This is a genomic window from Kineosporia mesophila (genome assembly GCF_021129235.1).
Lineage (GTDB): Bacteria > Actinomycetota > Actinomycetes > Actinomycetales > Kineosporiaceae > Kineosporia > Kineosporia mesophila.
The window spans coordinates 12,171-36,685 of record NZ_JAJOMA010000023.1 but is presented as its reverse complement, the minus strand read 5'-3'; the positions used below and the strand labels follow the sequence as shown (position 1 = coordinate 36,685).

24 protein-coding genes and 2 pseudogenes are annotated in these 24,515 nt (G+C 66.6%); 16 read left to right on the top strand and 10 right to left on the bottom strand.

The genetic code is table 11. The features are described 5' to 3' along the window. Nucleotides 1-103 precede the first annotated feature (103 nt). The 5 genes from LR393_RS26755 (at nt 104) to LR393_RS26735 (ending at nt 4,763) form a co-directional block, all read left to right on the top strand. On the top strand, nt 104-1,123 hold the full coding sequence (locus tag LR393_RS26755) for a LacI family DNA-binding transcriptional regulator (RefSeq protein WP_231487574.1): 1,020 nt from the start codon (nt 104-106) through the stop codon (nt 1,121-1,123). 836 nt (nt 1,124-1,959) lie between these two features. Continuing rightward, entirely contained in the window at nt 1,960-3,210 is a 1,251-nt protein-coding gene (locus tag LR393_RS26750; RefSeq protein WP_231487572.1) for a sensor histidine kinase, read from the top strand. Then, a complete protein-coding gene (locus LR393_RS26745) occupies nt 3,198-3,848 on the top strand; it encodes a response regulator transcription factor (protein ID WP_231487570.1) in 651 nt (216 codons plus the stop codon). Before LR393_RS26750 ends, LR393_RS26745 begins: the two co-directional genes overlap by 13 nt. Before the next feature lie 11 nt (nt 3,849-3,859). Beyond that, entirely contained in the window at nt 3,860-4,546 is a 687-nt protein-coding gene (locus LR393_RS26740; protein WP_231487569.1) for a hypothetical protein, read from the top strand. Next, on the top strand, nt 4,512-4,763 hold the full coding sequence (locus LR393_RS26735; protein WP_231487567.1) for a hypothetical protein: 252 nt from the start codon (nt 4,512-4,514) through the stop codon (nt 4,761-4,763). The genes LR393_RS26740 and LR393_RS26735 overlap by 35 nt, the downstream gene beginning before the upstream one ends. Before the next feature lie 94 nt (nt 4,764-4,857). Here LR393_RS26735 and LR393_RS37225 read toward each other — a convergent pair. After that, nucleotides 4,858-4,956 (bottom strand): annotated as a pseudogene (locus tag LR393_RS37225) (short-chain dehydrogenase); the annotation flags it as partial. 93 nt (nt 4,957-5,049) lie between these two features. Continuing rightward, nucleotides 5,050-6,123 carry an SDR family oxidoreductase gene (locus LR393_RS26730; protein WP_231487565.1) on the bottom strand — a complete coding sequence of 358 codons (1,074 nt, stop codon included), beginning with the start codon at nt 6,121-6,123 and terminating at the stop codon, nt 5,050-5,052. A 115-nt stretch (nt 6,124-6,238) separates the two neighbouring features. Between LR393_RS26730 and LR393_RS37220 the strand changes: the two are divergent. Next, nucleotides 6,239-6,484 (top strand): annotated as a pseudogene (locus tag LR393_RS37220) (helix-turn-helix domain-containing protein); the annotation flags it as partial. A 10-nt stretch (nt 6,485-6,494) separates the two neighbouring features. Here LR393_RS37220 and LR393_RS26725 read toward each other — a convergent pair. Then, nucleotides 6,495-7,454: an alpha/beta hydrolase gene (locus LR393_RS26725; protein WP_231487563.1), complete on the bottom strand. Its 960-nt coding sequence runs from the start codon at nt 7,452-7,454 to the stop codon at nt 6,495-6,497. After that, nucleotides 7,451-8,143, bottom strand: a complete 693-nt coding sequence (locus LR393_RS36690; protein ID WP_231487561.1) for a YybH family protein — start codon at nt 8,141-8,143, stop codon at nt 7,451-7,453. Before LR393_RS36690 ends, LR393_RS26725 begins: the two co-directional genes overlap by 4 nt. Nucleotides 8,144-8,733: 590 nt before the next feature. Here LR393_RS36690 and LR393_RS26715 point away from each other — a divergent pair. After that, nucleotides 8,734-9,624 (top strand): LysR family transcriptional regulator, encoded by an 891-nt coding sequence (locus tag LR393_RS26715; RefSeq protein ID WP_231487559.1) that lies wholly within the window; start codon nt 8,734-8,736, stop codon nt 9,622-9,624. 82 nt (nt 9,625-9,706) lie between these two features. Here the strand turns inward: LR393_RS26715 and LR393_RS37215 are convergent, their stop codons facing one another. Beyond that, nucleotides 9,707-9,862, bottom strand: a complete 156-nt coding sequence (locus LR393_RS37215; RefSeq protein ID WP_407937361.1) for a transposase — start codon at nt 9,860-9,862, stop codon at nt 9,707-9,709. Between the two features lie 653 nt (nt 9,863-10,515). On the opposite strand from LR393_RS37215, the gene LR393_RS26710 reads away from it, so the two are divergent. The 8 genes from LR393_RS26710 to LR393_RS26680 all read left to right on the top strand — a co-directional run bounded on the left by LR393_RS26710 (nt 10,516) and on the right by LR393_RS26680 (nt 17,740). Next, nucleotides 10,516-11,445, top strand: coding sequence for an ATP-binding cassette domain-containing protein (locus LR393_RS26710; protein ID WP_231487557.1), 930 nt, complete (start codon nt 10,516-10,518; stop codon nt 11,443-11,445). After that, the gene (locus LR393_RS26705) at nt 11,442-12,266 is read left to right on the top strand and encodes an ABC transporter permease (RefSeq protein WP_231487552.1); all 825 of its coding nucleotides are present in this window, start codon (nt 11,442-11,444) and stop codon (nt 12,264-12,266) included. Before LR393_RS26710 ends, LR393_RS26705 begins: the two co-directional genes overlap by 4 nt. 49 nt (nt 12,267-12,315) lie before the next feature. After that, nucleotides 12,316-13,533, top strand: coding sequence for a sensor histidine kinase (locus LR393_RS26700; protein ID WP_231487551.1), 1,218 nt, complete (start codon nt 12,316-12,318; stop codon nt 13,531-13,533). Continuing rightward, on the top strand, nt 13,530-14,207 hold the full coding sequence (locus LR393_RS26695; protein ID WP_231487550.1) for a response regulator: 678 nt from the start codon (nt 13,530-13,532) through the stop codon (nt 14,205-14,207). The genes LR393_RS26700 and LR393_RS26695 overlap by 4 nt, the downstream gene beginning before the upstream one ends. A gap of 184 nt (nt 14,208-14,391) precedes the next feature. Beyond that, on the top strand, nt 14,392-14,880 hold the full coding sequence (locus LR393_RS37210; RefSeq protein WP_407937360.1) for a LuxR C-terminal-related transcriptional regulator: 489 nt from the start codon (nt 14,392-14,394) through the stop codon (nt 14,878-14,880). 113 nt (nt 14,881-14,993) lie between these two features. Continuing rightward, nucleotides 14,994-15,614 carry a flagellar M-ring protein FliF C-terminal domain-containing protein gene (locus LR393_RS26690; RefSeq protein ID WP_231487549.1) on the top strand — a complete coding sequence of 207 codons (621 nt, stop codon included), beginning with the start codon at nt 14,994-14,996 and terminating at the stop codon, nt 15,612-15,614. Between the two features lie 744 nt (nt 15,615-16,358). Further along, nucleotides 16,359-17,012: a DedA family protein gene (locus tag LR393_RS26685; protein WP_231487548.1), complete on the top strand. Its 654-nt coding sequence runs from the start codon at nt 16,359-16,361 to the stop codon at nt 17,010-17,012. A gap of 86 nt (nt 17,013-17,098) precedes the next feature. Next, nucleotides 17,099-17,740 (top strand): O-methyltransferase, encoded by a 642-nt coding sequence (locus LR393_RS26680; protein ID WP_231487546.1) that lies wholly within the window; start codon nt 17,099-17,101, stop codon nt 17,738-17,740. Nucleotides 17,741-17,831: 91 nt separating this feature from the next. Here the strand turns inward: LR393_RS26680 and LR393_RS26675 are convergent, their stop codons facing one another. Then, nucleotides 17,832-18,107, bottom strand: a complete 276-nt coding sequence (locus LR393_RS26675) for an ATP-binding cassette domain-containing protein (protein WP_231487544.1) — start codon at nt 18,105-18,107, stop codon at nt 17,832-17,834. Nucleotides 18,108-18,669: 562 nt separating this feature from the next. After that, entirely contained in the window at nt 18,670-19,914 is a 1,245-nt protein-coding gene (locus LR393_RS26670; protein WP_231487536.1) for a COG4705 family protein, read from the bottom strand. A 139-nt stretch (nt 19,915-20,053) separates the two neighbouring features. On the opposite strand from LR393_RS26670, the gene LR393_RS26665 reads away from it, so the two are divergent. Next, nucleotides 20,054-21,784, top strand: coding sequence for an ArnT family glycosyltransferase (locus LR393_RS26665; protein ID WP_231487534.1), 1,731 nt, complete (start codon nt 20,054-20,056; stop codon nt 21,782-21,784). 102 nt (nt 21,785-21,886) lie between these two features. Here LR393_RS26665 and LR393_RS26660 read toward each other — a convergent pair whose 3' ends face one another. From LR393_RS26660 to LR393_RS36685, 3 genes are read right to left on the bottom strand one after another with little or no spacing between them, the layout of a single operon-like run. After that, nucleotides 21,887-22,909 carry a lysylphosphatidylglycerol synthase transmembrane domain-containing protein gene (locus LR393_RS26660; protein ID WP_231487531.1) on the bottom strand — a complete coding sequence of 341 codons (1,023 nt, stop codon included), beginning with the start codon at nt 22,907-22,909 and terminating at the stop codon, nt 21,887-21,889. Further along, nucleotides 22,906-23,133, bottom strand: coding sequence for a hypothetical protein (locus tag LR393_RS26655; protein ID WP_231487519.1), 228 nt, complete (start codon nt 23,131-23,133; stop codon nt 22,906-22,908). The genes LR393_RS26660 and LR393_RS26655 overlap by 4 nt, the downstream gene beginning before the upstream one ends. Before the next feature lie 55 nt (nt 23,134-23,188). Then, the gene (locus LR393_RS36685; RefSeq protein WP_231487517.1) at nt 23,189-24,457 is read right to left on the bottom strand and encodes an ATP-binding protein; all 1,269 of its coding nucleotides are present in this window, start codon (nt 24,455-24,457) and stop codon (nt 23,189-23,191) included. Nucleotides 24,458-24,515 lie beyond the last annotated feature (58 nt).

Genomic DNA, 24,515 nt, shown 5'->3' with positions numbered 1-24,515 from the left:
GATCGATCACTTTTATGCAAGAGTAGTTTGCGAACTAACTGACGACGGCAGGGGGAAGGCGCATGGTGAACCTCAGGGCAGAGGCTGCGAACCGGGACGATTCATGAGCACCACCGCTCCCCCACCCCGCCGGGCCACCATCTACCAGGTGGCAGCCCGGGCCGGGGTCTCGCATCAGACGGTGTCCCGGTATCTGCGGTTCGAGGGCAAGGGCCTCAAGACGCTGACCCGGGAGAAGATCGAGTCGGCAATCGCGGAACTGGGCTATCAGCCCAATCTCGCCGCCCGGGCCATGCGGACGCGGCGCACCGGACGCGTCGCCGTGCTGCTTCCGGTCGGTGAGGCCACCAGCGCCATGCGGATATTGCTGGGGGCGAGCGAGGCAGCTCGCCACGAGGGGCGCCAGGCCGAGGCGGTGACCATGGACGGCACGGCAGAGGAACGCGCCGACCGGGCCCGCGAACTCGCCGAATCGGGTCTTTTCGAGGGACTTCTCGTCCTGACCGCGCTTCACCCCGAGAGCATTCCCTTCGCTCCCGGGACGCCGGTGGTGGTCTCCCCGGACTACGACGACGATTTGCATGCCGTCGGGGAACTGGCCGACGCAGCACCCGTCGCGGAACTCGTCCAGGGGCTGGCCGAGCTCGGTCACCGCGACTTCCTTCACCTTGCCGGCGATCGCCTGTACGCCACGGCCCGGGATCGCGAGCGGGTCTATCTGGAGTCGATCGACCGGCTGGGCCTGCATTCCCACGGCATTGCGGGAGGCGACTGGGATCCTGAGTCGGCCCGTCTCGCCGTCCTCGGGCTCCCTTCCGACAGCCCGGTCACGGCCATCGTCGCGGCCAACGACATGCTGGCGGCCGGCGCCGTCCGGGGGGCGATCGAGCGCGGCTGGCCGGTCCCTGAGCGGATCAGCATCGCCGGGTGGGACAACAATCCCCTGGGGGGCTGGCTCTCCCCCACCCTGACCACCGTCGAGGTCGACTACGAGGACCTCGGTAAGCGGGCCATGCGCCGGCTACTGAACGCTCTGCAGGGCCGCGACGGGCCGCTGCCGGAGGGCACGGTGGCCCGAGTGCTGTGGCGCGATTCTACCGGGCCACGAACCGCATTGCGCTGACCCAGATCGGGACGACGGCGATCTCAGCGGGCTCCGGCTTGAACGGGCCAGGGACAGCCCCGTCAAAGTCCTTTCCCGCTGGTCAAGAGCATGACGACTTTGCCTGGATGACGGGCGTGGTGCTGTAGGGCAGCAGCGACGTTGATGGCGGGGTTCTGCAGTCGGTGCAGGCTGATGGCGGCTGAGCGCAGGGCGACCATCACCCAGGGCGCTGATCCCGTGCGGATCTGGCAGCGGTCCTCGTCAAAAGTCACGTCTCTGACCCGTGCGCCATGAGGCGTTGTTGTTTCGAGTGGAGGTGAGAGACCTTCGCCGCTGTCCCTGTCGCAGCAGGGTGGTGGAGCTGAGGGCAGCCTGCTCCGGGAGATGCCGGGGCGGGTGGGAGCAGCCCTGACAAGGCCGGGGTGTGTCAGCACTGCCAGATGGTGCAGGCCCGGTGAGCGTGATGGAGAGGAGTACGAGAGGGACCCTGAGGTTCCCCCGAGACAGTGAACGCCGAGATAGCAAGACCGTAGGTCCTGGTAGGTCTCGTTCCTTACGCAGGTGAGCCACCGTTAGCAGGGTCTGCTAGCCAGGGCTCCGGCGTACCGGTGAGTCGTCCCCGTTGGGGGCGTTGAGTCAGCCCAGGGCGGCCGAGCTGTTCGACAGGCGCGCCGCTGGGTAGTCATGGGGGTGGTTGGAATCCTTCATGACCAAGATCGCCCGTCCTGACGAAAGGTACATATCAGCTCAGTTCTCTTCACCGAACCGGAGCGGACACCGGTGGAGCTAGATCTACCTCAGTAGTGGCACCAGGGCGCTGTCGGCGATGGGCAGCAGCCTCCTAACGTGAATGCATGACCGACACGGCACTCAGGGCGACGAACAGGCGAGGGTTCCTGCCCCCGGCCCGGCCCTGGCGTGGGTTGGCTTACTCCGCCACGACCGGGGTGGCCTCTGGCGTGCTGTGGCTGATGCTGAGCGTTCCGTTGACCCCGGTGTTCTCGGCGGCCGTAGTACTGAGCACTCGGCCTACGGGGGCTTATCTGATCCTGGCCGCCGTGCTGGGACTGGTCGGCATAGGCCTGCTGTCGCTGCTCGGCCCCCGCATCGCCCTCTCCGTAGCCCGAGCTGAACGATGGCGGCTACGGCTGCTCGGTCGCGCCGTGAGGCCCCTTGGACACGGCGGCCACGAGCCTCATGACCTCACCGACGCGGCCCTCTGGCGGGCAGTGGCCTACTTGGTGCTCCTAGGCATCATCGCCCCGATCTGGCTGGGAGCGCTCGCGGCCATCGGTCTGATCGTCGTCTCCACCCCGGTCTCGCTCGAACATTGGCTGTCGGACGCAGACCCGCTGCCCGGCGTCATCGGCAGGGCGGTCGGTGGGCTGTCCCTGATTCCGGTCCTGCTGTACCTGACCGCCTGGTTCGGGGCGGTGCACGGCGAGCTGACCCGGATGCTGCTGGAACCGGAACCTTCCGCGGACCTGGTCGAGGTAGCCCGGTCCCGGGCCCGGCTGGCGCACGCGTTCGACGCCGAGCGAGTGCGGATCGAACGCGATCTGCACGACATCGCCCAGCAGCGCCTGGTCGCCCTGACCGTGCAGATCGGCCTGGCCCGGCTCGACCTACCGGAATCCTCAGCCTCTGCGGCCGCGATGTCCGTGGCTCACGACCAGGCCAGGACGCTGATGACCGAGTTGCGTGATCTGATCCGCGGCATCAGCCCCCGTACCCTACGCGAACTCGGGCTGCTGGCTGCGGTCGAGGAACTGGCCGCGGCCAGCTCCCTCAACGTGCGGGTGGACGTCACTGACGGTCGCTTCCTCCCCGAAGTGGAGACGATCGCCTACGCGGCTATCTCCGAAGCCGTGGCCAACACCACCAAGCATGCGTGCACCACCGAGGTCTGGATCACCACCCAGCGCGAGGGCGACCGGCTGTTGGTGGAGGTCCGCGATGGCGGGAACGGCGGTGCCGACCCGGCTCACGGATCCGGGCTGACCGGGTTGGCCGACCGGGCCGCCGCAGGCGGCGGCCGGCTGCTGCTGTCCAGCCCGGTCGGTGGCCCGACGGTCCTGCGGGTGGAGCTGCCATGCGCGTCGTGATCGCCGAGGACTCGGTGCTTCTCCGGGAGGGACTGAGCGCGATGCTGGCGAGGTTCCAGGTCGAAGTCATCGCGGCCGTCGGGGACGCGTCAGCCCTGATGAGCGCGGTCTCCGAGCACCGCCCGGATCTGGTGATCACCGATGTCCGCATGCCGCCGGGTTTCACCGACGAGGGCCTACGTGCTGCGGTAGCGCTCCGGGTCGTCCAGCCTGAGCTCCCGGTCGTCGCCCTCAGCCAGTACGTCCAGCACAGCTACGCGGGGGAACTGCTGGCCTCCGGCTCCGGCCGCTCCATCGGCTACCTGCTCAAGGACCGGGTCGGCGATGTCGCCGAGTTCGCCGACCAGCTGCGCCGGGTGGCCGGCGGCGGCACAGTCGTGGACCCTGAGGTGGTCCGACAGCTGATGCAACGCCGCCGGGACCCGCTGGGGAAGCTCTCGCCCCGCGAACGCGAGGTTCTCTCCCTGATGGCGCAGGGACATTCCAATGCGGCAGCCGCGCGCATCCTCTCCCTGACCGAAGCCGGCGTCGCCAAACACATCGGCAACGTCCTCACCAAGCTCGACCTGCCGATCAGCGACGACACCAACCGGCGGGTCCTGGCCGTGCTCGCCTACCTGCGTAGTCAATCCGACTAGGAGCCACTGCTTTGATCACCACGCTGGCCCGGCGCCTCGACGCCGGGCTCCTCACCATGGCCGTTTTCCTGGCCGCGACCTACTTCCTCGCCTCATCGCTTCCGGGCCCCGCCCAGAGCTTCCAGCCGGCCTTCGTCATCTACTGGAACTCCGGCGGCCCGGACTTCACCCCCGGCCTCCAGGCCCTGGTCGACCACCAGTACCGATACCACCTGGCGCGGGTGGTGATCACCTTGGTGCTCTTGGCGGTGCTCCTGACGCTGTCCGCCCGGCTTCCGCGATTCCGGATCCTACTGGGAGCGCTCGCCCTCGTCGCCGCGGTACTGCTGATCGCGAACGTCCAGGGGGTGGTATCCCCCTTCGGCACGCTGCTGCCACACCTTGGATCGCCCTCGACCGATCCTCGACTACCCGCGACCCTGGAACAGATCCGCGACCAGCTCGCGGACGGCCTGGCCTCACCGGCCCTGGACATCATGCTCGACCAATACAAGCGCTGGCACGTGGTAAAAGCGGCACTGATCAGCGTTCTTACCGCCGTCCTGCTCGGCCTCTCGGTGCTGGTCTGGCCCCGCAACCGGGTTCTCAGCTTGCTCACGGCGATTTTGGCCGCCTGCGCGCTCGTGGTCGTCGCCGCCAACGTCACCACAGTGGCGAGCCCTGATGCCCCGTTCCTCGAACTCCTCCCGGACAACTGAGGCCCTCACCACACTGAAGGAACCGAAACTCGCCTGGAACCCGGCCCACCAACTCGCCCTCGACGACAACCGGACCTGGCACAAGATACTCAAGACCTACCAAGCCATCGACCCGCTCGCCGTCCTGCCCATCCACACCCGCCTGGTCCTGAACGACCTACTTGAGGCCGACGCCAAGCGTTATCGGGCCGGCGCGTCCGGGCCGAATGCCGCCTGAGGGGCGATGCCGGCGTTGTTGACCAGGATTCAAGCAGGCCTTCGCGCTCAGCGATGGTCTGCAATGCTGCGGCGACCGAGTCATCGTCGGTGACGTCGATCTGCACGAACGATGCGCCCAGGCGCGCGGCCGTCGCTTGACCCCGGCCGCTGTCGCGGGTACCGGTGTACACCGTGTGGCCCAGGGTCGCCAGCTGGCGGGCGGTTTCGTAGCCGATGCCTTCGTTGGCGCCGGTGATGAGGACGATGGAAACGCATGTCCCTTTGTGCGGAGGGTGTCGCCGGGCTCAGACCAGTGACTTGTTGATGAGGCTGCGGGCCGAGTCCACGATGGCCTGTTCGGGAGAGCGCGGGCTCAGACCCAGTATGCGGGTGAGCCGGTCGTTGGATACCTGCTTGACAAATCCGAGGTCGGCTGCCACCGGACGGAATTCGGGCTTGAAGCGTGCGGTGAGCCGGACGATGAAGTCGGGGATACGCCGACTGGGAACCTTTTTCGCTGCCTCGCCGAAGTTGGCTTTGAGGACCTCGCCGATGTGCCGCATCGCCATCGCGGGCTGGCCGGTGGAGACCAGGATGCGCTGTCCAGCCGCCGCGGGAGTGCTCATGGCCGCCACGTGCGCAGCGGCGACGTCGCGGACATCGACGATGGGGACGTACATGTTCGGGTAGCCGGGCATCTCCCCGTTGAGGCTGCGCTGCACGATGTGGTTGGCGCCGGAGACATCCTGTCCCAGAACCGGTCCCATGACGGCCACCGGCAGGATGGTGGTCAGCTCGGTGCCGCCGCCCTCGCGGGTGATGAAGTCCCAGGCGGCGCGCTCGGCGAGAATCTTACTCTTGCCGTAGGCGTCCACCCCGGGTCCGTCGATCACCGACCAGTCGTCCTCGGTGAAGGGCCCGTGGGTATGCGGGTGTCCGAAGCCGACAGAGTGGAACGCCGAGGTCAGCACGACCCGCCTGACTCCCGCGTCACGGGCGGCGCGCAGGACCCGAAGCGTGCCCTCACGGGCCGGCCTGATCACGTCGTTCTCGTCCTTGACGTTCTCGGTGTGCAGCGGAGAAGCCACGTGGAGCACGTAGTCGACGTCCTGGACGGCCTCCGCCCAGCCACGGTCGGCCGTGAGGTCGGCCGCCACGAACTGCAGGTTCTGGGGAGCGAACAGACCCGCCTCCGATAGCGTGCGACGAACCCCTTCCTCCCGCTCAAGGCTGCGCACCGTGGCCCGGACCAGATGCCCCTGTTCGATCAGTTGCAGAATGATGTGGCCGGCGATGAAACCGGATCCGCCGGTGACGAGAACACGACTGCTCATTGGTTTTTCTCCTCTGCATTCGGGCCGCTGGGCCTCCTGGTCCAAGAGTGCGGCCCCGCAGCCAGCGGGGACAGGTTCCTCTTGACACTGGTAGTGACAGGGACATGCTGGTTTCGTTCCGCCTGACTAGCGTTGGGGCACGAGCCTTGACGATTCCAACATTTCGGGCGAATACCTCCGAGCCCGTAGGGAACTAGTGACGACCAAACAGGTGGGGATTCCGGTGGTCGGTGCCAGACGAGTGCCTGGCCTGCGGCGGGAAGAAGTCGCCATGTTGGCGGGGATCAGCGACGAGTATCACGTGCGCCTGGAGCAGGGACGCGATCGCAATCCCTCTGTCCAGGTGCTGGAATCGATTGCGCAGGTCCTGCGGTTGGATGACGATTCGTACTTACTCGGCCTGGGTCCCGGCTTCATCACTGTGCGAGGTGCTCTTCGAGCCAGTCAAGGATGGGTTGCGGGCGCCGCTGGAACTCTAGGTATCCGTCCCAGCGCCTGGTCGTGTTCTCCACCCAGTACAGCGTCTTGTCCTTGGTAGCCAGCGCCTCGAAACCGGTCTCGATGTCTTGGGGTTCGGTCAGCGAATCCTCCCTGACCGCATAGAGGTACGTCGGGACGGTGACGTACCGCGTCCACGAGGTGCTGGGTCGGGCATCGAACGGCACCGAGGTGCCGCGCACCACGCGCTCGTCCAGGTCGGGCAGCCGGTCGCGACCGACGCCCACGATATCGAGGAGCTTGCTCATGATGACCGGGTCCGAGACGGGCTGGCAGGCAACCAGGCCCCGGATGTGCGAGAACGCCTCCGGCTGGTCGCGCATGGCTCCCAGCGTGGAGTTGGCGCCTAGGCAGCGGCTGAACAATGCGGTTCGCATGGTCGCGGTGTCAGGCCGCTGTCTGGCGTAGCGCACGGACCCGATCACGTCGCGGGCCTCCAGGAGCCCGGCCGTGACGGCCCCGCCGTTGGCCGCGCCGCTGAGCCCGAAGTTGCGCAGGTCGTAAGTGAGCACGTTGTATCCGGCGTCGTGCAGGATCTTGTAGTCGAGGATGAAGTTGACATCCATCGTGTTCCCGCTGGGTCCCCAGATTGACTGCCACGGCTCCCTGCTGGTGGGCTGACCGGCGCGGCTGAACCCCATGGGATGGTTCAGGATCACGAGCCGGTCGCTGTCTGCGGGGATGAACCATCCTTCTAAGGGCACCCCGTCGGCGGAGGGGAAGGTGACGTTCTCGAACCCTAGTCCCTCATCGGCCGGCGTCCATAGGATCGGCGAGCGCAGCGGGTTCACGAACGAGGCGGCGATGTGGTCGAGGACGGCTTCAGCTTCTGCACCGGTCACCCTTGGAACTCCTGCCGCAGTTGTCTCGGCGCTCATGACTGCGCCCCTACGGGGGTGAGGTCCATGAGCGCCTTGCCGGTGGCGAAGTCGATCGGCCAGGAGACATGGTCGTGGATCATCAGCCACTGCCCCTCGATGAGCGCGAAGCAGTTGGTCGTGCGCGTCCACGCATCGATCGGGTTGCCGAACATGGTGCCCGACATCCGCACCGCGCACCGGGCAATCGCGAGCTCAGCGCTGGCGTGAATGATCAGGTCGGCGATCTCCAGGCCGATGGGCCCGTCGAAGGAGGTGTAGAACGTCTCCCAGTTGCGCCGCCACATCGGCCCGCCGCTGAATTCGAACGGCGGCATCAGATCGAAGGCGGTGAAGCCCTCGGGTGCGTAAAACGACATGATCGCGTCGACATCTCTGGATACGAACGCGTCCCGCCACGCGAGCATGCGCTCTTGGATCTGCTTTTCCAGCGGCCGGGCCGAGGTGGTCGTCTCAGACATGGTCTTCCTTTCGGGCTCCGGGGAGCTCACAAGATTGTTTGTGGTCCAGCGATCCCGTCCGCTGGCGGGATGTGGGTGGATATTCGGTGAGCGGGGGCGATCTGCCCGCAGGCAGGTGGTGTCGCGCCCGAGCGCCCGGATCGAGCTAGGGGGTGTTCCGGCCTTCAGCAGCGAATCGACAACGCGGCGGACGAGCTGGCCGGTCGCACCGAGGATGGCGATCGTCACGGTGAGTTCCCTTTTGTACGAGAGGACCGCCACGGGCAGGGCGGCCTGTCCTCGACGGTAGGTCGCCCGGGGCAGGGGGGTCCAAGACCTCGCATGCACCGGCTCATGCACCAGATGCATCAGGATGGGAGCGCCGACGACGTGGGCGCTTGACGTTGCTGTTTATGCATCGCGAAGTGCCGTACCAGACTTGGAACCTGGCCCGGTGCGGCCGTTAACGTCGACACAGACCGAGGATGAGAGAAGGGCGGGGCAATGGGACGGGTGCTGGTGACGGGGTCCTCGACCGGATTGGGGCTACTGGTGGGCCCAGGAGCTGGCCGGGCGCGGGCACGAGGTGGTTCTGAACGTTTCTGCGATGGGCACGATTGCGCTTCGAAGGACGTCATTGGTCAGGGGGCGCGCATCGTCGCCGCCGAACGACATCACGCCGCGGTCCAACCGGCTCATCGTTGTCCCGCACGCCACCCTCACCGGCCCGGAGGGGGGAATCCCTCGCCGCCGACCACCTTAGGTGCCTCTGACAGGCCAGTTCCGTGAAGTTCAGGCCGCAATCGGGTTCGGCTACCGCCGAGGGATAAAGTCACGGGATGTTGAACGGCCCGCTCACCGAGATCGATCTCGACCTGCGCCTGGTCCGCTACTTCACCGTCGTGGCCGAGCACGGGCACTTCGGGCGCGCCGCCCAAGCTCTCTACCTCCCGCAATCCTCCCTGAGCCGCCAGATTCAGCGCCTTGAAGAACACCTTGGGGTTCGGCTCATCGACCGCCTCCCCGGCGGCAACCGGCTCACCGAAGCTGGCGAGGTCTTCCTGCACCACGCGAAGCGGATCCTCGACAGCGCCAACCACGCCCTGACCGAAACACGGGTTGCGGGCGGGCGGCAGAGCCTCTTGGTTGGGTTCGGACGACACCTCATCGTCACACCAGCGGCGCAACGAGTTCAGGCCGAACATCCGCGGGCCGAGGTGCACGTGACCTACCTGGAATGGAACGAGGTACATCAGGCGCTGCTGACACGCCGGGTCGACGTCGCGATCGCCCGGTTCCCGTTCCCGACCGACGGCCTCGACATCACCCCTCTCTACGCCGATCAAAGGCTCCTCATCGTCGCGAAGACCCATCCCCTTGCACATCGCAAGCGGGTAGGCCTGGAAGACTTCGCCGATCTGCCACTCGTGCGCTACCCCGACCCCGTCTGGGACGCGTTCTGGCGCATCAACCCCCGCCCGGACGGCTCCCGCGCACCTGACGGCCCGCTCGTGGAAGAGATCGAGGAAAAACTCGAACTCGTCGCCTCCGGCGCCGCAGCTGCCATCGCCCCCGAAGACGGCGCGCTGCGACCCGACGTGGCAGCCATCCCCATCGACGGCGTCGAGCCCAGCCCCGTCGTGCTCGCCACCCGCGAAAACGACCATACCCAGCTCGTTCAAGCCTTCACCACAGCAGCGCTCCAGCTACTCGCCCATCGCGATTTCTAGGACCGACAACTTACTCGCCACCATGGGACTGTCCGGAAAGCGGCTCTGGCACAACAACGGTGGCCTTGCCGCCAGCGATGCTTCAGTTCAGCAGGATGCGTTGCCGCAGTGGCGGAAACCTAGCCCTGCAGTACATCTGTCGTTCCAGGAGCTTGATCTTCGTGTTAGTCCCCTCCGTCGGGCCGTTGCTGTACTCCAGTCTGAGGGCCGCAGTTACGGCTGCCTGGTCTTGTGGCACAGGCCAGTGACGAAGCTGCTCAGAGGAAACTGGTCAAGCGCCTGCGCGGCTTCCGTCCAATCGGTGAGTTTCGCACCGGCCCGGTTCATCATGTGAGCGAACTACTTGATCAGGTTGGCTGATTCGTTCAGGTGGGGAGACCGATCCAGGACTTCGCTCAGACGCAGGGCATCGCGCTGACCGAGGTTCTCGGGCGCAGTCATCATCCAGGAGGTGACTGTTCGGGGACGGGCCGGCGCGTGTTCCAGATCGAGCCGGCCCTGGTTGATGCATCCGCGAACTCCAATATTTGCTCGCGACCTGGCACGGAACCCGCCTGCCATGCCACCAATCTCGTTCCGACCTAGCAGAGCACCACTGATACTCCAGCGATACTTCATGATCGTGCACTCTCGGCAGCGAATTGTCGGCGAACGTGACTGGTACGGACGCTGGCCTGGTGAGTTCGTATCCAGTTCGACCGGCGCAGGGCGTGCATGACGTCGGTAATGCTTGAGTGGTCCCACCAGTCATCACATCGGCGTATGTCCCTACGCCGATGTGATGCCGTAGGCACCGGACGGATGTCATCCCCGCGCTTGATGGCCAGATGGTGGTTCCTGCCTAGGTTCGTTCCACGAGCATCACAGACTCACCGAACCGAAGGGAACACCATGATCGAGGCTCGGGACCTGACCAAGCAATACGGCGATAAGACCGCCGTCCACGACCTGAACTTCACTGTCCGCCCGGGCATAGTGACCGGTTTCCTCGGCCCCAACGGAGCCGGGAAATCGACGACCATGCGGATGATCATTGGCCTGGACGCCCCGACCTCGGGCCGAGTAACCGTGAATGGCAGACAATACCGTGACCATCGCGCGCCGCTGCGCGAAGTCGGGGCGATGCTCGAGGCCCGGGCCATTCATACCGGCCGCTCGGCCCGCAACCACCTGCTGGCGATGGCTGCAACCACCGGGATCGGGCGCCGCCGGGTGGATGAGGTGATCGACTTAGTAGGCCTGCACGAGGTGGCAGACCGAAGGGCCGGGCAGTTCTCCCTGGGGATGGGTCAGCGTCTAGGCATCGCCAGCGCCCTGCTTGGGGACCCTGCCACGGTGATGCTCGACGAGCCGGTGAACGGGCTGGATCCGGAAGGCATTCTCTGGATTCGCAACCTCCTCAAGCAGTTGGCGGCCGAGGGCCGGACGGTCTTCGTTTCCTCGCACCTGATGTCCGAGATGGCGCTCACTGCCGATCATCTGATCGTCGTAGGGCGGGGCACACTAATCCGCGACGTCCCGGTCGCCGAATTCATCGCCTCCGCCTCGAGCAACTCGGTCCGGGTCCGCACGCCTGACCCGAGCAGACTGCGGGCACTGCTTACTGGCGAGGCGGTGAGCGTTTCGAGCAGCACCGAGGGGCAGCTCGACGTCACCGGACTAAGCACCGACGAGATCGGCCTACGGGCCGCGGCCGCGGGGATCGCCCTACTGGAACTGTCGCCAGTGCAAGCGTCGCTGGAGCAGGCGTTCATGGAACTCACCGCTGATGCCGTCGAGTACCGGACCTTGAGCAGCTCCCGGGAAGAGGTCGCAGCATGAGCACCCTGGCCAACGAGACGTACGAGGCCCGGGTGGTGGCTGCATCCGAACCAGGCGTTACCTTCTCCGGCGCGCTCTCCTCAGAATGGATCAAGTTTCGCACCCTGCGCTCGAGCTGGGCTGTCTTGCTGGCCGCGGTGGTCGCGCTGGTCGCGATCGCTGGCCTGATCGGTTATGTCACGGGGTCGAAGTGGGATGGTCAGCTCGACCCGGAGGACCGGGTGGCCTCGGCCCCACTCCAGGGGCTGTTCCTCGCCCAACTGCTGATCGGCGTCCTCGGCGTGCTGTTCGTGTCCGGGGAGTACACGACCGGCATGATCCGCTCGACGCTGGCCGCGGTTCCGCGCCGGCTGCCGGTGCTGTGGGCCAAGGGCGTGGTCTACGGGCTGGTCACACTCTCCACGCTGATCCCGACCACCTTCCTGGCCTACGGGGTAGCCCAGCTCTTCCTCAGTCACTTCGGGCACAGCACCTCTTTGTCCGCGCCGACCGCCTTCCGAGCCGTCCTGGCCACGGGAATCTACCTGGCCCTGGTGGGACTGCTGGGCAGCGCCCTGGGCTGGATCGTACGCAGCACCCCGGGAGGAATCTCGCTCCTGGTCGGGCTTCTGCTCATCGTCCCGGTGCTGCTGGAGGTCGTGCCTGGGCAGTGGGCAAAAGACATCAGCCATTACTTGCCCAGCGCGGCCGGGGCCTCGTTCTACAGTTCCCTTCAGGCCGATGGCGCACTTTCCCCTGGAGCCGGCCTTTTGGTCCTGGTCATCTGGGTGGCCGTGGCCACGACGGTGGCCGCCTTCCTGCTCAAGCGGCGGGACGGCTGATCCCGGGCCTGAGATGAAGTCCGTATCGATGAAGCGGCAGGATGGGTGGATGGACGTCGCGGCGAAGATCCAGGACCTGGCGGTCCACTGGCTCGGGGTCCTGCGCCGCGTCGTCGATCGCCCGTACGTGATGGACATCGCCATGGTCCTGCTCGTTCTCGCCTTCGCGATCAGCGAGTCGGTTCACGATGAGGGCCACCTGACGGCCGTGGCGGGCGGCTTCGCCCTGGCGCTCTCGCTCCCCCTGCTCTGGCGGCGACGCCGGCCGGCCCCGGTCTTCGTGGTGATCGCGAGTATCGCCCTGCTGCAGTGGCTGACCGAGACGCCCCTGGCATCGGACGTCGCTGTGCTCATCGCCCTGCACGCGCTGGGCAGCTACGAGAACCGTCGCCGACTGGTCGTGGGGGCGGCGCTGGTGGCCGAGCTCGGAGTCGTGCTGGCGGTGGTCCGCTGGTCACCGTCAGATGAGAAGATCACCTCGGCCATCCTGCTCACCGGGACGGTGACAGCGGCCCTGGTACTAGGCGTCTACTCACGCACCCGGCGCGCCTACCTGGTTTCAGTACTGGAGCGGGCAACGACCGCCGAGCGGCAGCGTGACCAGCAGGCCCAGCTGGCAGTGGCCGACGAGCGGGCACGAATATCCCGGGAGATGCACGACATCGTGGCGCACAGCCTCTCCGTGATGATCGCACTCAGCGACGGGGCCGCCGCCGCGATCCGCAGCGACCCGGACGCTGCCGTAACCACTATGGGCCAAGCCTCCACCCTGGGCCGACAGGCGCTCGGCGAGGTTCGCCGATTGCTCGGCGACGAGCCCGGCCCCGGGGTACTCGCGGAGCCGCTGGATCTGGCCCCTCAACCGGGGATAGCCCAGCTCGACGATCTCGTCGGGCGGGTCCGGGCGGCCGGGCTGAGCATCGAGTTCCGGGTCTCCGGCCCGGAGCCGGCCCTGGCTCCCGGGATTCAGCTCGCCATCTACCGGATGGTCCAGGAAGCCCTCACGAACGTCCTCAAGCACGCCCCCGCCGCGACCCGCGCGACGGTCTCCCTGCACTACGGTTCGGGAGTGATCGACATTCAGGTCGAGAACGACGACGATCCACCGCCCGGCGGCCCGGTCCCGGAGGCCGAAACCGGGCGAGGTCTGGCTGGGATGCGGGAGAGAGCAGCCGTTTTCGGTGGGTCGATCGAGGTCGGCCGACGCGCCGACGGGGGTTGGCGGGTGGTCTCCCACTTGCCTGTGGATCAGGTGGAGACACGATGACGATTAGTATTCTGCTGGCCGACGACCAGGCGCTGCTACGGCAGGGGTTCCGCATGGTGCTCAATGCCCAAGAGGACCTGACCGTGGTGGGGGAGGCCGGCGACGGGGCCGAGGCGGTGCGGATGACCCGCCTGCTGCGGCCGGACGTGGTGCTGATGGATGTGCGGATGCCGGGCATCGACGGGATCGCCGCGACCCGGCGGATCGTCGCCGAGATCCCGGACTCCCGGGTGATCATCCTGACGACCTACGGGATCGACCGCTACGCGTTCTCCGGCCTGAACGCCGGTGCCAGCGGGTTCCTGCTGAAGGACGTCGTCCCGGCCGACCTGATCGCCGCCATCCGGACTGTGGCCCGCGGGGACGCGGTCATTGCGCCCAGCGTAACCCGCCGCCTGCTCGAGGCTTTCGCGCACCGATTCCCAGACGGCACCGATGAGGAGAATCCGGTCGCGGTGCCCGATGTTCTGGCGCCCCTAACCGACCGGGAGCGCGAGGTCTTCGTTCAGATGGCCGCCGGCCTGACGAACGCCGAGATCGCGGAACAACTGTCGCTCTCCGACGCAACGGTGAAGACGCACGTTGGACGCATCCTGGCCAAACTGGTTCTGCGCGACCGCGTTCAGGCGGTGATCCTGGCCTACGAGAACGGGCTCATCAAGCCCGGCCCCTGAGCGGCAGAACGCGACCACGGTAGGAGGTGACCCTGGGGCTCGCGAGATCGGAGGAAGCCTGGAACACTAGCGCTCCCAACGGTCAGGCGATCTCCCATCCTGAGCATTCGGGAAGGATCGCCTTGACACGCAACATACTGCCGACCGGTTCCCAGCCATCGCGCACGGCCATCCGCCCCGAGCGATGCAGGTCCCCGAGGCGACACCGCGCCTGGGCGGCCAAGTCCACAACCACGGCCTTCGGCCCCATCGCGGCCGGCCAGGCCGGCTTCCAGATAGGGCTGGAGCCCACCAGCGTCCTGCGACGCCCAGGCCGTCGGCGCCCGGAACAGCATCCTGCACTGGCAGGTCATCGATGATGGACGAGGTGGCCGGGGTGCCGTCATGGGTCACGGTCTGCGGGATGACCGAGCGGGCCGGGGCTCTGCGGGGCAAAGTCGAGATCGGCTCCCGGGCCGCAGCAAATCCCGGGTATGAACGACCTGGCGCCCCGGGAGCGGGAGCGCTCAGGCCGGTAGTAGAGGGGCTGGATAACACCGAGATCGCGCGAGAAGTCCATCCCAGCCCGCCAACCGCGACGACCCACGTCGTGCAGATCCTGACCGAACTCGGGGCCCGTCACCGAGTGCGGCTGGTAGTAATGGCCCACCAGGGTGATCTACAGCAGAGATGAACCGCTTTCGGGCTCAGCCCACGCGGAATCGGCCGACACCGGCCGATCGGGACGGTGTGCCAAAGTCTCTCATTCGGGCTCAGCCGGCCACGGCCGTCGCTATGCTCGTCTCGATGGTGGCCGCTGTACTCCTTCTGCCGAGCCAGGCCTTTCACCCAGCCGCTGCGGTCCTGACCGCTCCGTCACCGTCCGCTCTGGACACCAACGCCCTCACGATGGCAGCGCAGGTCCAGCTAGATCAGTTGTTCGGTGCCGGGCACAGCCGCATCGTCGCCAGCGCCAACTACACGGATGCCTCAGTTGGCACGGCGCGCACCTACCACTCCCCCGGTTCAGTCCCGCTGTCCGCGTCGAGTGGGACCGGCCCTGGGTACAGCGCTTCGGGTGTTCAGAACGGGGTCAGTCAGACCGTGACGCAGAGCAGCAGCCCGGGTGGCGTGATCACCCGGCTGAGTGTGGCAGTGGTGGTGGATGCCTCTAAACACCCGAATCTGCGTGCCGTGCGCAAGACCGTCGCGGCCGCCATGGGGGTAACTGCTGCTCGTGGCGATCGTCTTTCTGTTGTCTCTGCTCCTTTTGCTGTACCTGCGGCCGCGGTCGCCGTGCCCCGGTCCTGGACCTCTCAGGCTGCTGCCTATGTGCCCAGCGCGACGGCTCTGATCATGGCGCTGGTGCTCGCGGTCGCCGCGCTGAGTCCACGCCGGGTTCGCAAGGGCTCATCGACGCGCGGCTAACGATCAGGGTCAGGTCCGAGTCCATGATGCGGGTCCTACTCAACCCAAAGCCGGGTCAGGCAACCGTTGGCTCTGACGTGATGGCCTGGCTGACGCTGTGCCCGCAGGATGCCTTCGGTCCCGTCGGGTTGCTCACCCGGCTCGCTCAGGGCACGGTCAACCGACTACGCGTCAAAACCCCCTCGGCCGAGGCGGTAGCCGCCCTGTCACAGCGGTAAACGGCCGGAAATCGATGAAATGGTCCTCGGATCCCGATTGGCCGAGGTCGGCCCGGCCGGACCACCGCAGTCGTGGGGCCAGCCGGTGCGTGGCCGGTCCGGATCCCGATGGCCCGAGGCCCGCCCCGTAGCCGGGGCGTTGGCCAAGGTGGCCCGGCTCGACCCAGGGCTGGTCCGTGGCCTGCAGGAGCATGCCGCCTTCACCGCAGCTCAAGTAGGTGAAATGACCTTGCGACCGGTGCCGCCAACTGGTGGGGGCCCGGCCGGGCCGGAGGGGGAGGGCAGGGATCGTCACTCGGTCTTCGAGGCCCGCTAAACCAGGCATCCTTGATCGAGCGGCCGGGCGATGAGGTCGTGCGGGAACAATGCGTCCGAGTCTTGAACGGTGGTGCGGCCACGGGCCGCCTGCGCCGCCGACGCCAGGAGCAAGTAGCCGGATCCTGGTCGTACCTGACGTGCTCGGATCAGGTCTGGCGCTGCTGTCGGTCAGGAAGTGTTCAGGCAGGCCGCGGAAGAGTTCTGCCTCATGGCGAACGAGGGAGCTACTGCGGAGCTGACCGGCATCACCGGTCTGGGCGCCGATGTGATCGGGGCACTGGGCGAGGTCGGCGTCGGGGCCATGACCCTTTTGGAAACAGTCATACCCCCGGTGCCCAGCGAGGTGATCCTGCCGCTGGCCGGGTTCCTCGCCCAGCAGGGCGAGCTGTCGGTGGTGTGGGTGTTGGTGCTGGCCACCCTGGGGTCGGTGGCGGGGGCCTGGATTTTCTACGGTCTGGGGGCAGTGCTGGGCCTTGACCGGGCCATCTCGCTACTGGACCGGGTTCCCTTGCTGGACGCCGAGGATTTACGGTCCGCCTCGGACTGGTTCCAGCAACACGGCCGGGCTTCGGTCTTTTTTGGACGCCTCGTACCCGGTGTTCGTAGCCTCATTTCACTCCCGGCCGGGGCCCAGAAGATGCCGCTGCTGACCTTCTCCGTCTGGACCGCCCTCGGCAGCGCGATCTGGAACTCGGCCTTGGTCGCCGCCGGCTACGCGGTCGGCTCTCAGTGGGAGACCGTCGGCGGGTATGTCAGCACCATCAGCAACGTGGTCCTGATCGGATTGCTGGTCGTGGGGCTCACCCTTCTCATCCGTCGTTCTTTCCGTCGCAATCGTCTGCGCAGGGAGCATGCTTCGTGACACCGCCGTCTTCCCTACCAGACCGAGCTGGCTTCCCCCAGCGTGTCCGGCGCGCCGCCGGAATGGTACTGGGACGCCGCCGGCCCATGGTCGAGCCGCGGATCGAGCAGTACGCCGAGGCCCAGACCAGCGAGGAAAGCGCTCTGCTGGCTCAGGTCGCGGCCGACACGCGGGACTTCGTGGCTGATGCCTTCATGATGTCCGGATCCACCCAGGGCCAGTTCCTGGCCTGTCTGGTGCATCTCGGGCAACCGCGGAACATCCTCGAGATCGGTACCTTCACCGGGTATTCGGCGCTGGCGATGGCCGAAGCGATGCCCGGCGACGGGCGCATCACCACCTGTGAGATCGACCCTGACACCGCGCGTATCGCCGCTCAGCACTTCGCCTCCTCGCCCCGCGGGCAGCAGATCGATCTGCGCGTAGGCCCAGCTCTGCCGGTCGTGGACGAGCTTCCGGGGCCGTTCGACCTGGTCTTCATCGATGCCGAGAAAAGCGGATACTCGTCCTATTTCGAAGCCGTGGTCCCGAAACTGGCTCCGCACGGCCTCATCGTGGTGGACAACACGCTGCACGGTGGGCTGGATCCGCAGGACGACGAGGACCAGGTGAACATGCTCGCCGTGCACGCTTTCAACGCTACGGTTCGGCGCGACCGTCGCGTGGAGCAGATAGTTCTCACCGTTCGCGACGGCATCAGCCTCATCCGCCTCAAGGCACAACCCTAGCGAGAGCGGCGCCGACCACGGAGAAACCCGTGCTCTCCCCCCGGCTTGGGAAACGGCCTTCGAGTCACGTCGAGGCAGCCCAAAGGGCACATTAGCGGCCGCACTCAGATGCGGAAAGAGAGTGCCTTCCTGCGTGACGTAGCCGATGCGGCGCCAGCCCGGAAACATCCCGCCCGTCCATCTGAGTGACGCCGCGATCGGCTGCCTCGAAACCCGAGATCAGGCGCAGCAGAGTGATTTTTCCACTGCCGGATCTTCCGATCAGCGCGGTGAGGGCGCCTTCGGCCACCTCCAGATCGACACCGGCCAAGACCGTTGCCGGGCCGTAGCTCTTGGTCAGGCCACGCACGCTCAGCCCGGCGCTCACCTCGCACCCGCCTTACGGGCCAGCAACACTGCCGCCGGGGCGGAGAGCATGATCACCAGAACGGCATCAGGTGCTGCGGCGCCGTAGTTGATCGCTGAGGACTCGCTCCAGAACCGGGTCGCGAGCGTCCGGGGGCGATCGGAGCCGGCAGCAGGGTGGAGGTCAGTTCCGTCACCACGGCAAGAAACACCAACGCAGTCCCGGTTCCGGACCCCCAGGTGACCTGAGGCCGCTCACGTCGGACTTCACCCAGGTCCCGTCCTGGTTCGTCAGAGCATTGCCGATCTCGGCGGCACTGTGCAGATTAGCTCTCGCCGGGGAGCCGGCGCCGTGGTCAGGGTGGTTGTTCAGCCCGGATCACCGATGAAACCTCCGGTCGACCCGGTGTGGAGCTTCTCGATGGACGAAGTTGGCCAGCTTGATGGCCTGGCGGCACCCGGCCTTGAATGATCGTTCCATTCCTCTCCACCCGGTCCGTGCGGCGCACGCGGCCCCCACCACCCAAGGAAGACGGCAAAAGCGTGATCGCCGACGACCGGGGTCGTCGGCGATCACGCTCTGCTCAACTGAGGGTCGTGACCAGGGCGCTCAGCGCCGCCGTCTCGGCCTTCGGGTCCGGGTTCGGTGACCGGACCGCGGTGAGCACGTGGTCGATCTCCACGTCGATGAAGGTCCAGGCCGTGCCGTCCAGCGGTTGCAGCTGCGGCTGGTACTGGTCCCAGGTGGTTTCGAGGTCCTTGGCCCGGGTCAGGGCCCCGGCCTGATCGCTGGCCGCCACTTTGGCCTGCAGATCCTGGCCGATCGACTTCAAGGTGGCGATGTCAGCCGACGGGAACTTCGCGGTCGCCTGGGCGGGGGTCAGCTGCACGGTCGAGACGGCCGGTCCTTCGCCCTCGGCCAGGGGCGAGGTGTGCGGCAGGCCAGAGGTGTGGTGCAGCAGAACCGCGGTCGAGACGGCGGCGATCACGTACACGCCCAGGGCCATCCGCTCTCCGCGTGGGTTGGCGGGACGGGGCGGGGCCTCGTGGGTGATGATGTCGGCTCGGGTGCGGGTCAGGTAGATGACGGTGGCGGCGATCGCGGCCAGGAACAGCACACTGGTCAGGGCAGTGCCCAGGCCCAGACCCTGCTCCGCCTTCGGTAGGGCCAGGAAGTCACCGATGTTGGCCCCGAGCGGGCGGGTCAGGATGTACGCGAGCCAGAAGGCCAGGACCGGCTGCGCACCGGCGCGCCAGCAGACCGCGACGATCGCGATCAGACCGGCCGGCAGCAGGACCGACTTGCCCGGGCCCCAGCCGGTCAGTTCCAGGGTCCAGTCGCCCGCGGCGGTACCGAGCGCGAAGGTCACCAGAACAGCGAGCCAGTAGAAAGCTTCCCGGGGCAGGGTGACAATGGTGTGGATGGACAGGGTGCGCTCACGGGCATACCAGATACCGAAGACCACGGCCAGGACGGCGGCGAAGATGCTCGTGCTGACCTTGAGCGGTACGCCCGAGCTGTCGGTGAGGATATCGGTGTAGAGGGTTCCGGTGATGCTGACGACCACGACGGTCAGCCAGTAGACGGCTGGTACGTACCGGGACAGGCGCAGCTGCACCGCCAGGATCACGGCCAGCACGACGGTGAACATCAGCGCGGTGTTGGTCAGGCCGACACCGAGGGTCATGTTGATCCAGTCGGCGAAGCTCTCCCCGACCGTGGTGCAGAGGATCTTGATGATCCAGAACCAGATCGTGATCTCGGGAACCTTGTTCAGCAGCTGGCGCGCGTCGGTGCGCGAGGCCAGGGGCGTCCGGTAGGTCGTCATGGAACTTAAGATCGGGCCGGGACTCTGACAATGACCTGTACGCCAGGGATCCGGTCAGGTTGATGTCAGACACCCCGGGAAACAGTGCCGTGTGCCTCCTTTGCGTCTCTCCCGCGATCGTCTGCCTTTACTGGCTCTCTTGGCCGCCAGCGCCGCGCTGTTCACCTGGCAGCTGAGCAATTCCGGTCTGGCCAACGCCTACTATTCAGCCGCCGTGCAGGCCGGGGCGCAGTCGTGGAAGGCCATGTTCTTCGGCTCACTAGACGCTTCGAATGCCCTGACGGTGGACAAACCGCCGCTGTCACTGTGGCCAATGATCTTGATGACAAAACTCTTCGGACTTTCGCCCTGGAGCGTTCTTTTGCCTCAGGCTCTGGAAGGCGTCATGGCCGTCGCCTTGCTCTACGGCTGCGTTCACCGCACCACCCGAAGGGCCTGGCCAGCTGTCCTGGCCGGCGTATTGTTCGCTCTGACTCCGGTCACGGTTTTGATGTTTCGCTACAACAACCCCGACGCCCTCTTGACCACACTGCTCCTGTTTTCCGCGTACTCCACTCTGCGAGCCTGCGAAAGCAGGCGCCCCACGGCCTGGCTGGTCCTGGCCGGCTCCATGATCGGCCTCGGATTCCTCACCAAGATGCTGGCCGCCCTGCTGGTTCTACCCGCCCTCGCCCTGAGCTACCTGATCTTCGCCCAGGCTCCCCTCATGAAACGCTTCGCTCAGGTATTGGCAGGCGCCCTGGCCACGCTGTTCGCCGGAGGCTGGTGGGTGGCCGTCGTCGAACTCTGGCCGGCTTCCTCCCGACCCTGGATTGGCGGATCCCCGGTCAATTCTGTGCTCCAGCTCGCCCTTGGCTACAACGGAGTCGCAAGGATCACCGGCAGCAACCAGTCCAATCCGGAGAACTCAGGTCTCCGAGCCACCAACATCGCCCGGATCGGGCGGACCAACCTTCTCACCGAGGTCACCTGGTTCGTCCCCGCCGCCCTGATCCTCGCCGGCCTGGCCTGGTACCTGAGCCAGTATCATCCAGCCCGTAGGAACATTCGAGCAGCCCTGCTGCTGTGGTTCATCTGGATCGGCGTAACCGCAACCACTTTCGCAGCCATGGCGGGCATCTTCCACTCCTATTACACCGTTGTTCTTGCTCCTGCCTTCGCTGCCCTGGTAGGAATCGGAGCCTGGCTGGTCGCCGAATACCAGTGGCTCAAGGCGGTTCGCTACACCGGCGGTCTGGCTTTGGCCCTGACGAGCGCCCTGGCCGTCTCGATCCTGCTTCTCACCGGCCGCCACGACTGGGCGGTCGCCGCCCTGGTATGCACTCTCGGCATCGTCGCCCTGGTCATCCTGCACCTCGGCCAAAGGAACCCGGTGGCAGCCTACGCAGCAATCGCCGCTGTCCTAGTTGCCCCTGCGCTCTCCTGCCTGGCCACAATCAGCGCCCCGCACACCGGTGCCAACCCGATGGCCGGAGCCGGCCGAGGTGCCAGGACCTCGCAGATCGAGGTCTGGACCAACGGCTTCCTTCAGGGCGAAACCGGAGGATACCGTCCTGTTTCAAGCACCGTACTGGAACGACTGCGGGTAGCAGACCAACACTACCGCTGGAGTGCCGGAGCTTTGGGCGCTCGATCAGCCTCCGCCTACCAGCTCTCGCTGGGCCGGCCGGTCCTCGCAATCGGCGGCTACAAGGGTGACGATCCGGTGCCCACCCTTGACGAATTCATCCAACTCACCGAGTCCCATCAGCTGCACTGGTTCATACCCGGCGGCACGCTGGGCGCATCTGGACGCCAGATCCAGGATTGGGTGATCAGTAACTTCACCCCGATCGCCGTCGACGGAGTCCGGCTGTACGAGGTGGGCTGACGACCGAACGATCTGCTCTACCGGGTGAGTTCGTCCAGATGGCGGTAACCGGGCAGAAGGGGGTAAGTCATTGCGCTGCTTTTCCGCTGTTGCGGCGAAGCCCTAGGACCGCGAACTGCTCCACGTCCAGAAGGCCAGTAGCGCCCCACCCACCGGAATCTCCAGCCCCACGGTCAGCAGCCGGTACAGCAGAATTCCCGAAGCCACGTCCACGCCCACCACACCGGGCGCAAGCATCAGAACACCGGCCAGGCCGAGCTCCACGAACCCGAGACCGGCCGGAGTCAGGCCGATCATTGTCAGCAAGCGCTCGCCGCAGAACGCCGCGAAGACCAGCGCCAAGGGAATGTGCGCTCCGCCGGCGTGCAGGCAGGCCACCAGCAGGAGCAGCAGGAACAGCGTGTAGAGACCCATGCCCGCACTCAGCCGCGGCCAGGCCTGGATCAGGACACGACGGGCGGCCGAGGCCACCTTCTCGGCCACCGTCAACGGCCTGCGCAACCACAAGACCTTCTCAGAAAGACGGTGCAGCAAGTGTTCACGGGTCAGCAGCACGACGGCCCCGACCGCGACCAGAGCCATCAGGCCGGCCACAACCACCAGAACCCGAGGCGAGCCGAAAGCCTGCGGCAGAAAGCCGCCCACGACGAGAGGCACCAGGGCCAAGGGCAGGAGCAGCTTCATGACGACGTCGCAGACATTGGCGACGACGGTGAAGGCCGCGATGGCGGGCGGGGCGAAACCCCAGCGGCGGCTCATCCGGTAGTTCAGAGCGATCCCGGCCGCACCACCCAGCGGCAGTACGTTCGAAACCGCGCTCCCGGTAAGGCTGAGCATCAGGGCCCGGCGATGGCTGAGCCCCGGCAGGGCTGCGGACAAGGTGATGCTGTGCAGCCCCAGCCCGGCGATCCAGAGCACCAGAAGGCCTACGAGCCAGAGGACGGGGACGTCAGCGAGGGCGGAACCGATGGCCCCCCATTGGGTTCCCATGAACGACGGGAAGAGCCCGGCCACGATGCCGCCGCCCACGGTCACGGCGGTCAGGTGCAGGAGGGTCCGGCGACCCGATCCTCGAAGCTGCTTGGGCGCCTCGCCGGGTGGCCGGAGCATCACGGATTGACTCATACCTGAACCAGCTCCCTCTCCACCGGGCGATCGGTCGCGCCCTGAGCCCGCCGGCGCGGCCGGAAGACCACCACCGCGGCCAGCCGACCGGCGGCGAAAAGGATTGATTCGCCAGGTAAAAAGAACCCGAACAACAGGCCGGTCCCGGCGAAGATCACCGCGACCAGGAGCAGCACGGCCAGCGGGACCAGCTGGGACATCAGCACCGTCAGTGCGAAGGTCATTCTCTCAAGGTAGGTTTCGGCCCCTGAAAACGGCCTGACGGATCAGCAGCCCGGATCAGATGCTGGGCAGGCGCAGGACGAACACCGTGCGCCCGTCCTCGACCCGCGCCGTCACGTCTCCCCCGGCCGCCCGGCAGATCCGGCGGGTGAGCGCGAGACCGAGGCCGGCACCCGGGTGCCCGTCGGCCGCATCCGCGCGAAAACCGGGCTCGAAGACCCGCTCCAGATCCGCCACGCCCAAACGTCCACCATCGTCACTGACCTCGATGAAGGCGTGCCCGTTGGCCGCCGAGACGTCGATCCGCACCTCGTGGGAGGCATAGCGGAAGGCATTCTCCAGCAAAGGATTCAGGGCCCGACGGACGATGTCGCTCTCCACCGCCAGGGTGATGCCGGTATCTCCGGCGACGACGAGTTCGGCCGAACCCGACGCCGGGGCCCGCAAACCCTCCAGAGCATCACTCACCCGGCCCAGTCCGGGCGCCGCGTTGTGATCGATCCGGGCCGGTACCAAAGCAGTTTCGACCAGGCCCTCCAGCCGCCGGATCGAAGTCAGCAGGTTCTCCCTCTCCAGCGTCCCGAGCGGCTCCCCCACCGCCAGCAGGTCGACCTCGGCATGCAGATGGGCCAGAGGAGTGCGCAGTTCATGCGACAACTCAGCCGTGAAATTGCGCTCGTGTCGCAAGGCCGCCGCGATGCGTTCGAGCAGCCCGTTCAGGGTGCCCGACAGCTCTCGGAGCTCACGCGGGCCCGCGCCCGGATCAAACCGTTTATCCAGGTCTTCCTCGCTCCAGGCGGCGGCCCGCGTCCCCATGGCCCTCACCGGGGTCAAAGCACGGACGATCGTGGCCCGGAGGGCGAAAAAGGTGAAAACCAATGTGAGGACGATGAACACGAGTGACGTTGCAGCGATCACCCGTACCGTGTGGTTGCGGATGTCGATGTTGCTGGACACCACGATCGTCCCCACCTGGCCGCCGCGATCGTCCAAGATCGGATACGCCAGGTAGCGCAGTGGGCCGTAGCGCTCGCTGTCCTCGATCACCTCGCTCTTCTGGAGCAGGTCGGACCGCATTTCCGCGGACAACTGGGTGCCTTCGAACAGGGTGGCGCCGAGATAGACCGAGGTGCCGACGTCCAGGGCCTCGTCGCTATTGTTGCCCCCGTTCAGCGCGGTCAGCCTTCCGTCGCTGTAGACCAGCGTGGCCGCGACCGCCTGGGCCCGCGCCCGCAGGGCGTCGTCCACCTGGCTGGCCAGCACACTGGCGAGCAGGATGTTGAAGGCCAGCAGGAGCACCACGGCCCAGGCAGCGATCCAGAACACTCCGCCGAGGGCAAGGCGACCCGAGAGCGTCCTCGGTTGAAATCTGGACCACAGACGC

Bases quoted from the DNA above. Each gene is read 5' to 3' on its own strand.
- LR393_RS26660 (WP_231487531.1), bottom strand. From the start codon at position 22,909: ATGAGTCAATCCGTGATGCTCCGGCCACCCGGCGAGGCGCCCAAGCAG.
- LR393_RS26750 (WP_231487572.1), top strand. From the start codon at position 1,960: ATGACCGACACGGCACTCAGGGCGACGAACAGGCGAGGGTTCCTGCCC.
- LR393_RS26685 (WP_231487548.1), top strand. From the start codon at position 16,359: ATGGCGAACGAGGGAGCTACTGCGGAGCTGACCGGCATCACCGGTCTG.
- LR393_RS26695 (WP_231487550.1), top strand. From the start codon at position 13,530: ATGACGATTAGTATTCTGCTGGCCGACGACCAGGCGCTGCTACGGCAG.
- LR393_RS26670 (WP_231487536.1), bottom strand. From the start codon at position 19,914: ATGACGACCTACCGGACGCCCCTGGCCTCGCGCACCGACGCGCGCCAG.
- LR393_RS26745 (WP_231487570.1), top strand. From the start codon at position 3,198: ATGCGCGTCGTGATCGCCGAGGACTCGGTGCTTCTCCGGGAGGGACTG.
- LR393_RS26735 (WP_231487567.1), top strand. From the start codon at position 4,512: ATGCCCCGTTCCTCGAACTCCTCCCGGACAACTGAGGCCCTCACCACA.
- LR393_RS26705 (WP_231487552.1), top strand. From the start codon at position 11,442: ATGAGCACCCTGGCCAACGAGACGTACGAGGCCCGGGTGGTGGCTGCA.
- LR393_RS26755 (WP_231487574.1), top strand. From the start codon at position 104: ATGAGCACCACCGCTCCCCCACCCCGCCGGGCCACCATCTACCAGGTG.
- LR393_RS26700 (WP_231487551.1), top strand. From the start codon at position 12,316: ATGGACGTCGCGGCGAAGATCCAGGACCTGGCGGTCCACTGGCTCGGG.
- LR393_RS26715 (WP_231487559.1), top strand. From the start codon at position 8,734: ATGTTGAACGGCCCGCTCACCGAGATCGATCTCGACCTGCGCCTGGTC.
- LR393_RS26710 (WP_231487557.1), top strand. From the start codon at position 10,516: ATGATCGAGGCTCGGGACCTGACCAAGCAATACGGCGATAAGACCGCC.
- LR393_RS26680 (WP_231487546.1), top strand. From the start codon at position 17,099: ATGGTCGAGCCGCGGATCGAGCAGTACGCCGAGGCCCAGACCAGCGAG.
- LR393_RS26655 (WP_231487519.1), bottom strand. From the start codon at position 23,133: ATGACCTTCGCACTGACGGTGCTGATGTCCCAGCTGGTCCCGCTGGCC.
- LR393_RS26725 (WP_231487563.1), bottom strand. From the start codon at position 7,454: ATGAGCGCCGAGACAACTGCGGCAGGAGTTCCAAGGGTGACCGGTGCA.
- LR393_RS26690 (WP_231487549.1), top strand. From the start codon at position 14,994: ATGGTGGCCGCTGTACTCCTTCTGCCGAGCCAGGCCTTTCACCCAGCC.
- LR393_RS37210 (WP_407937360.1), top strand. From the start codon at position 14,392: ATGCAGGTCCCCGAGGCGACACCGCGCCTGGGCGGCCAAGTCCACAAC.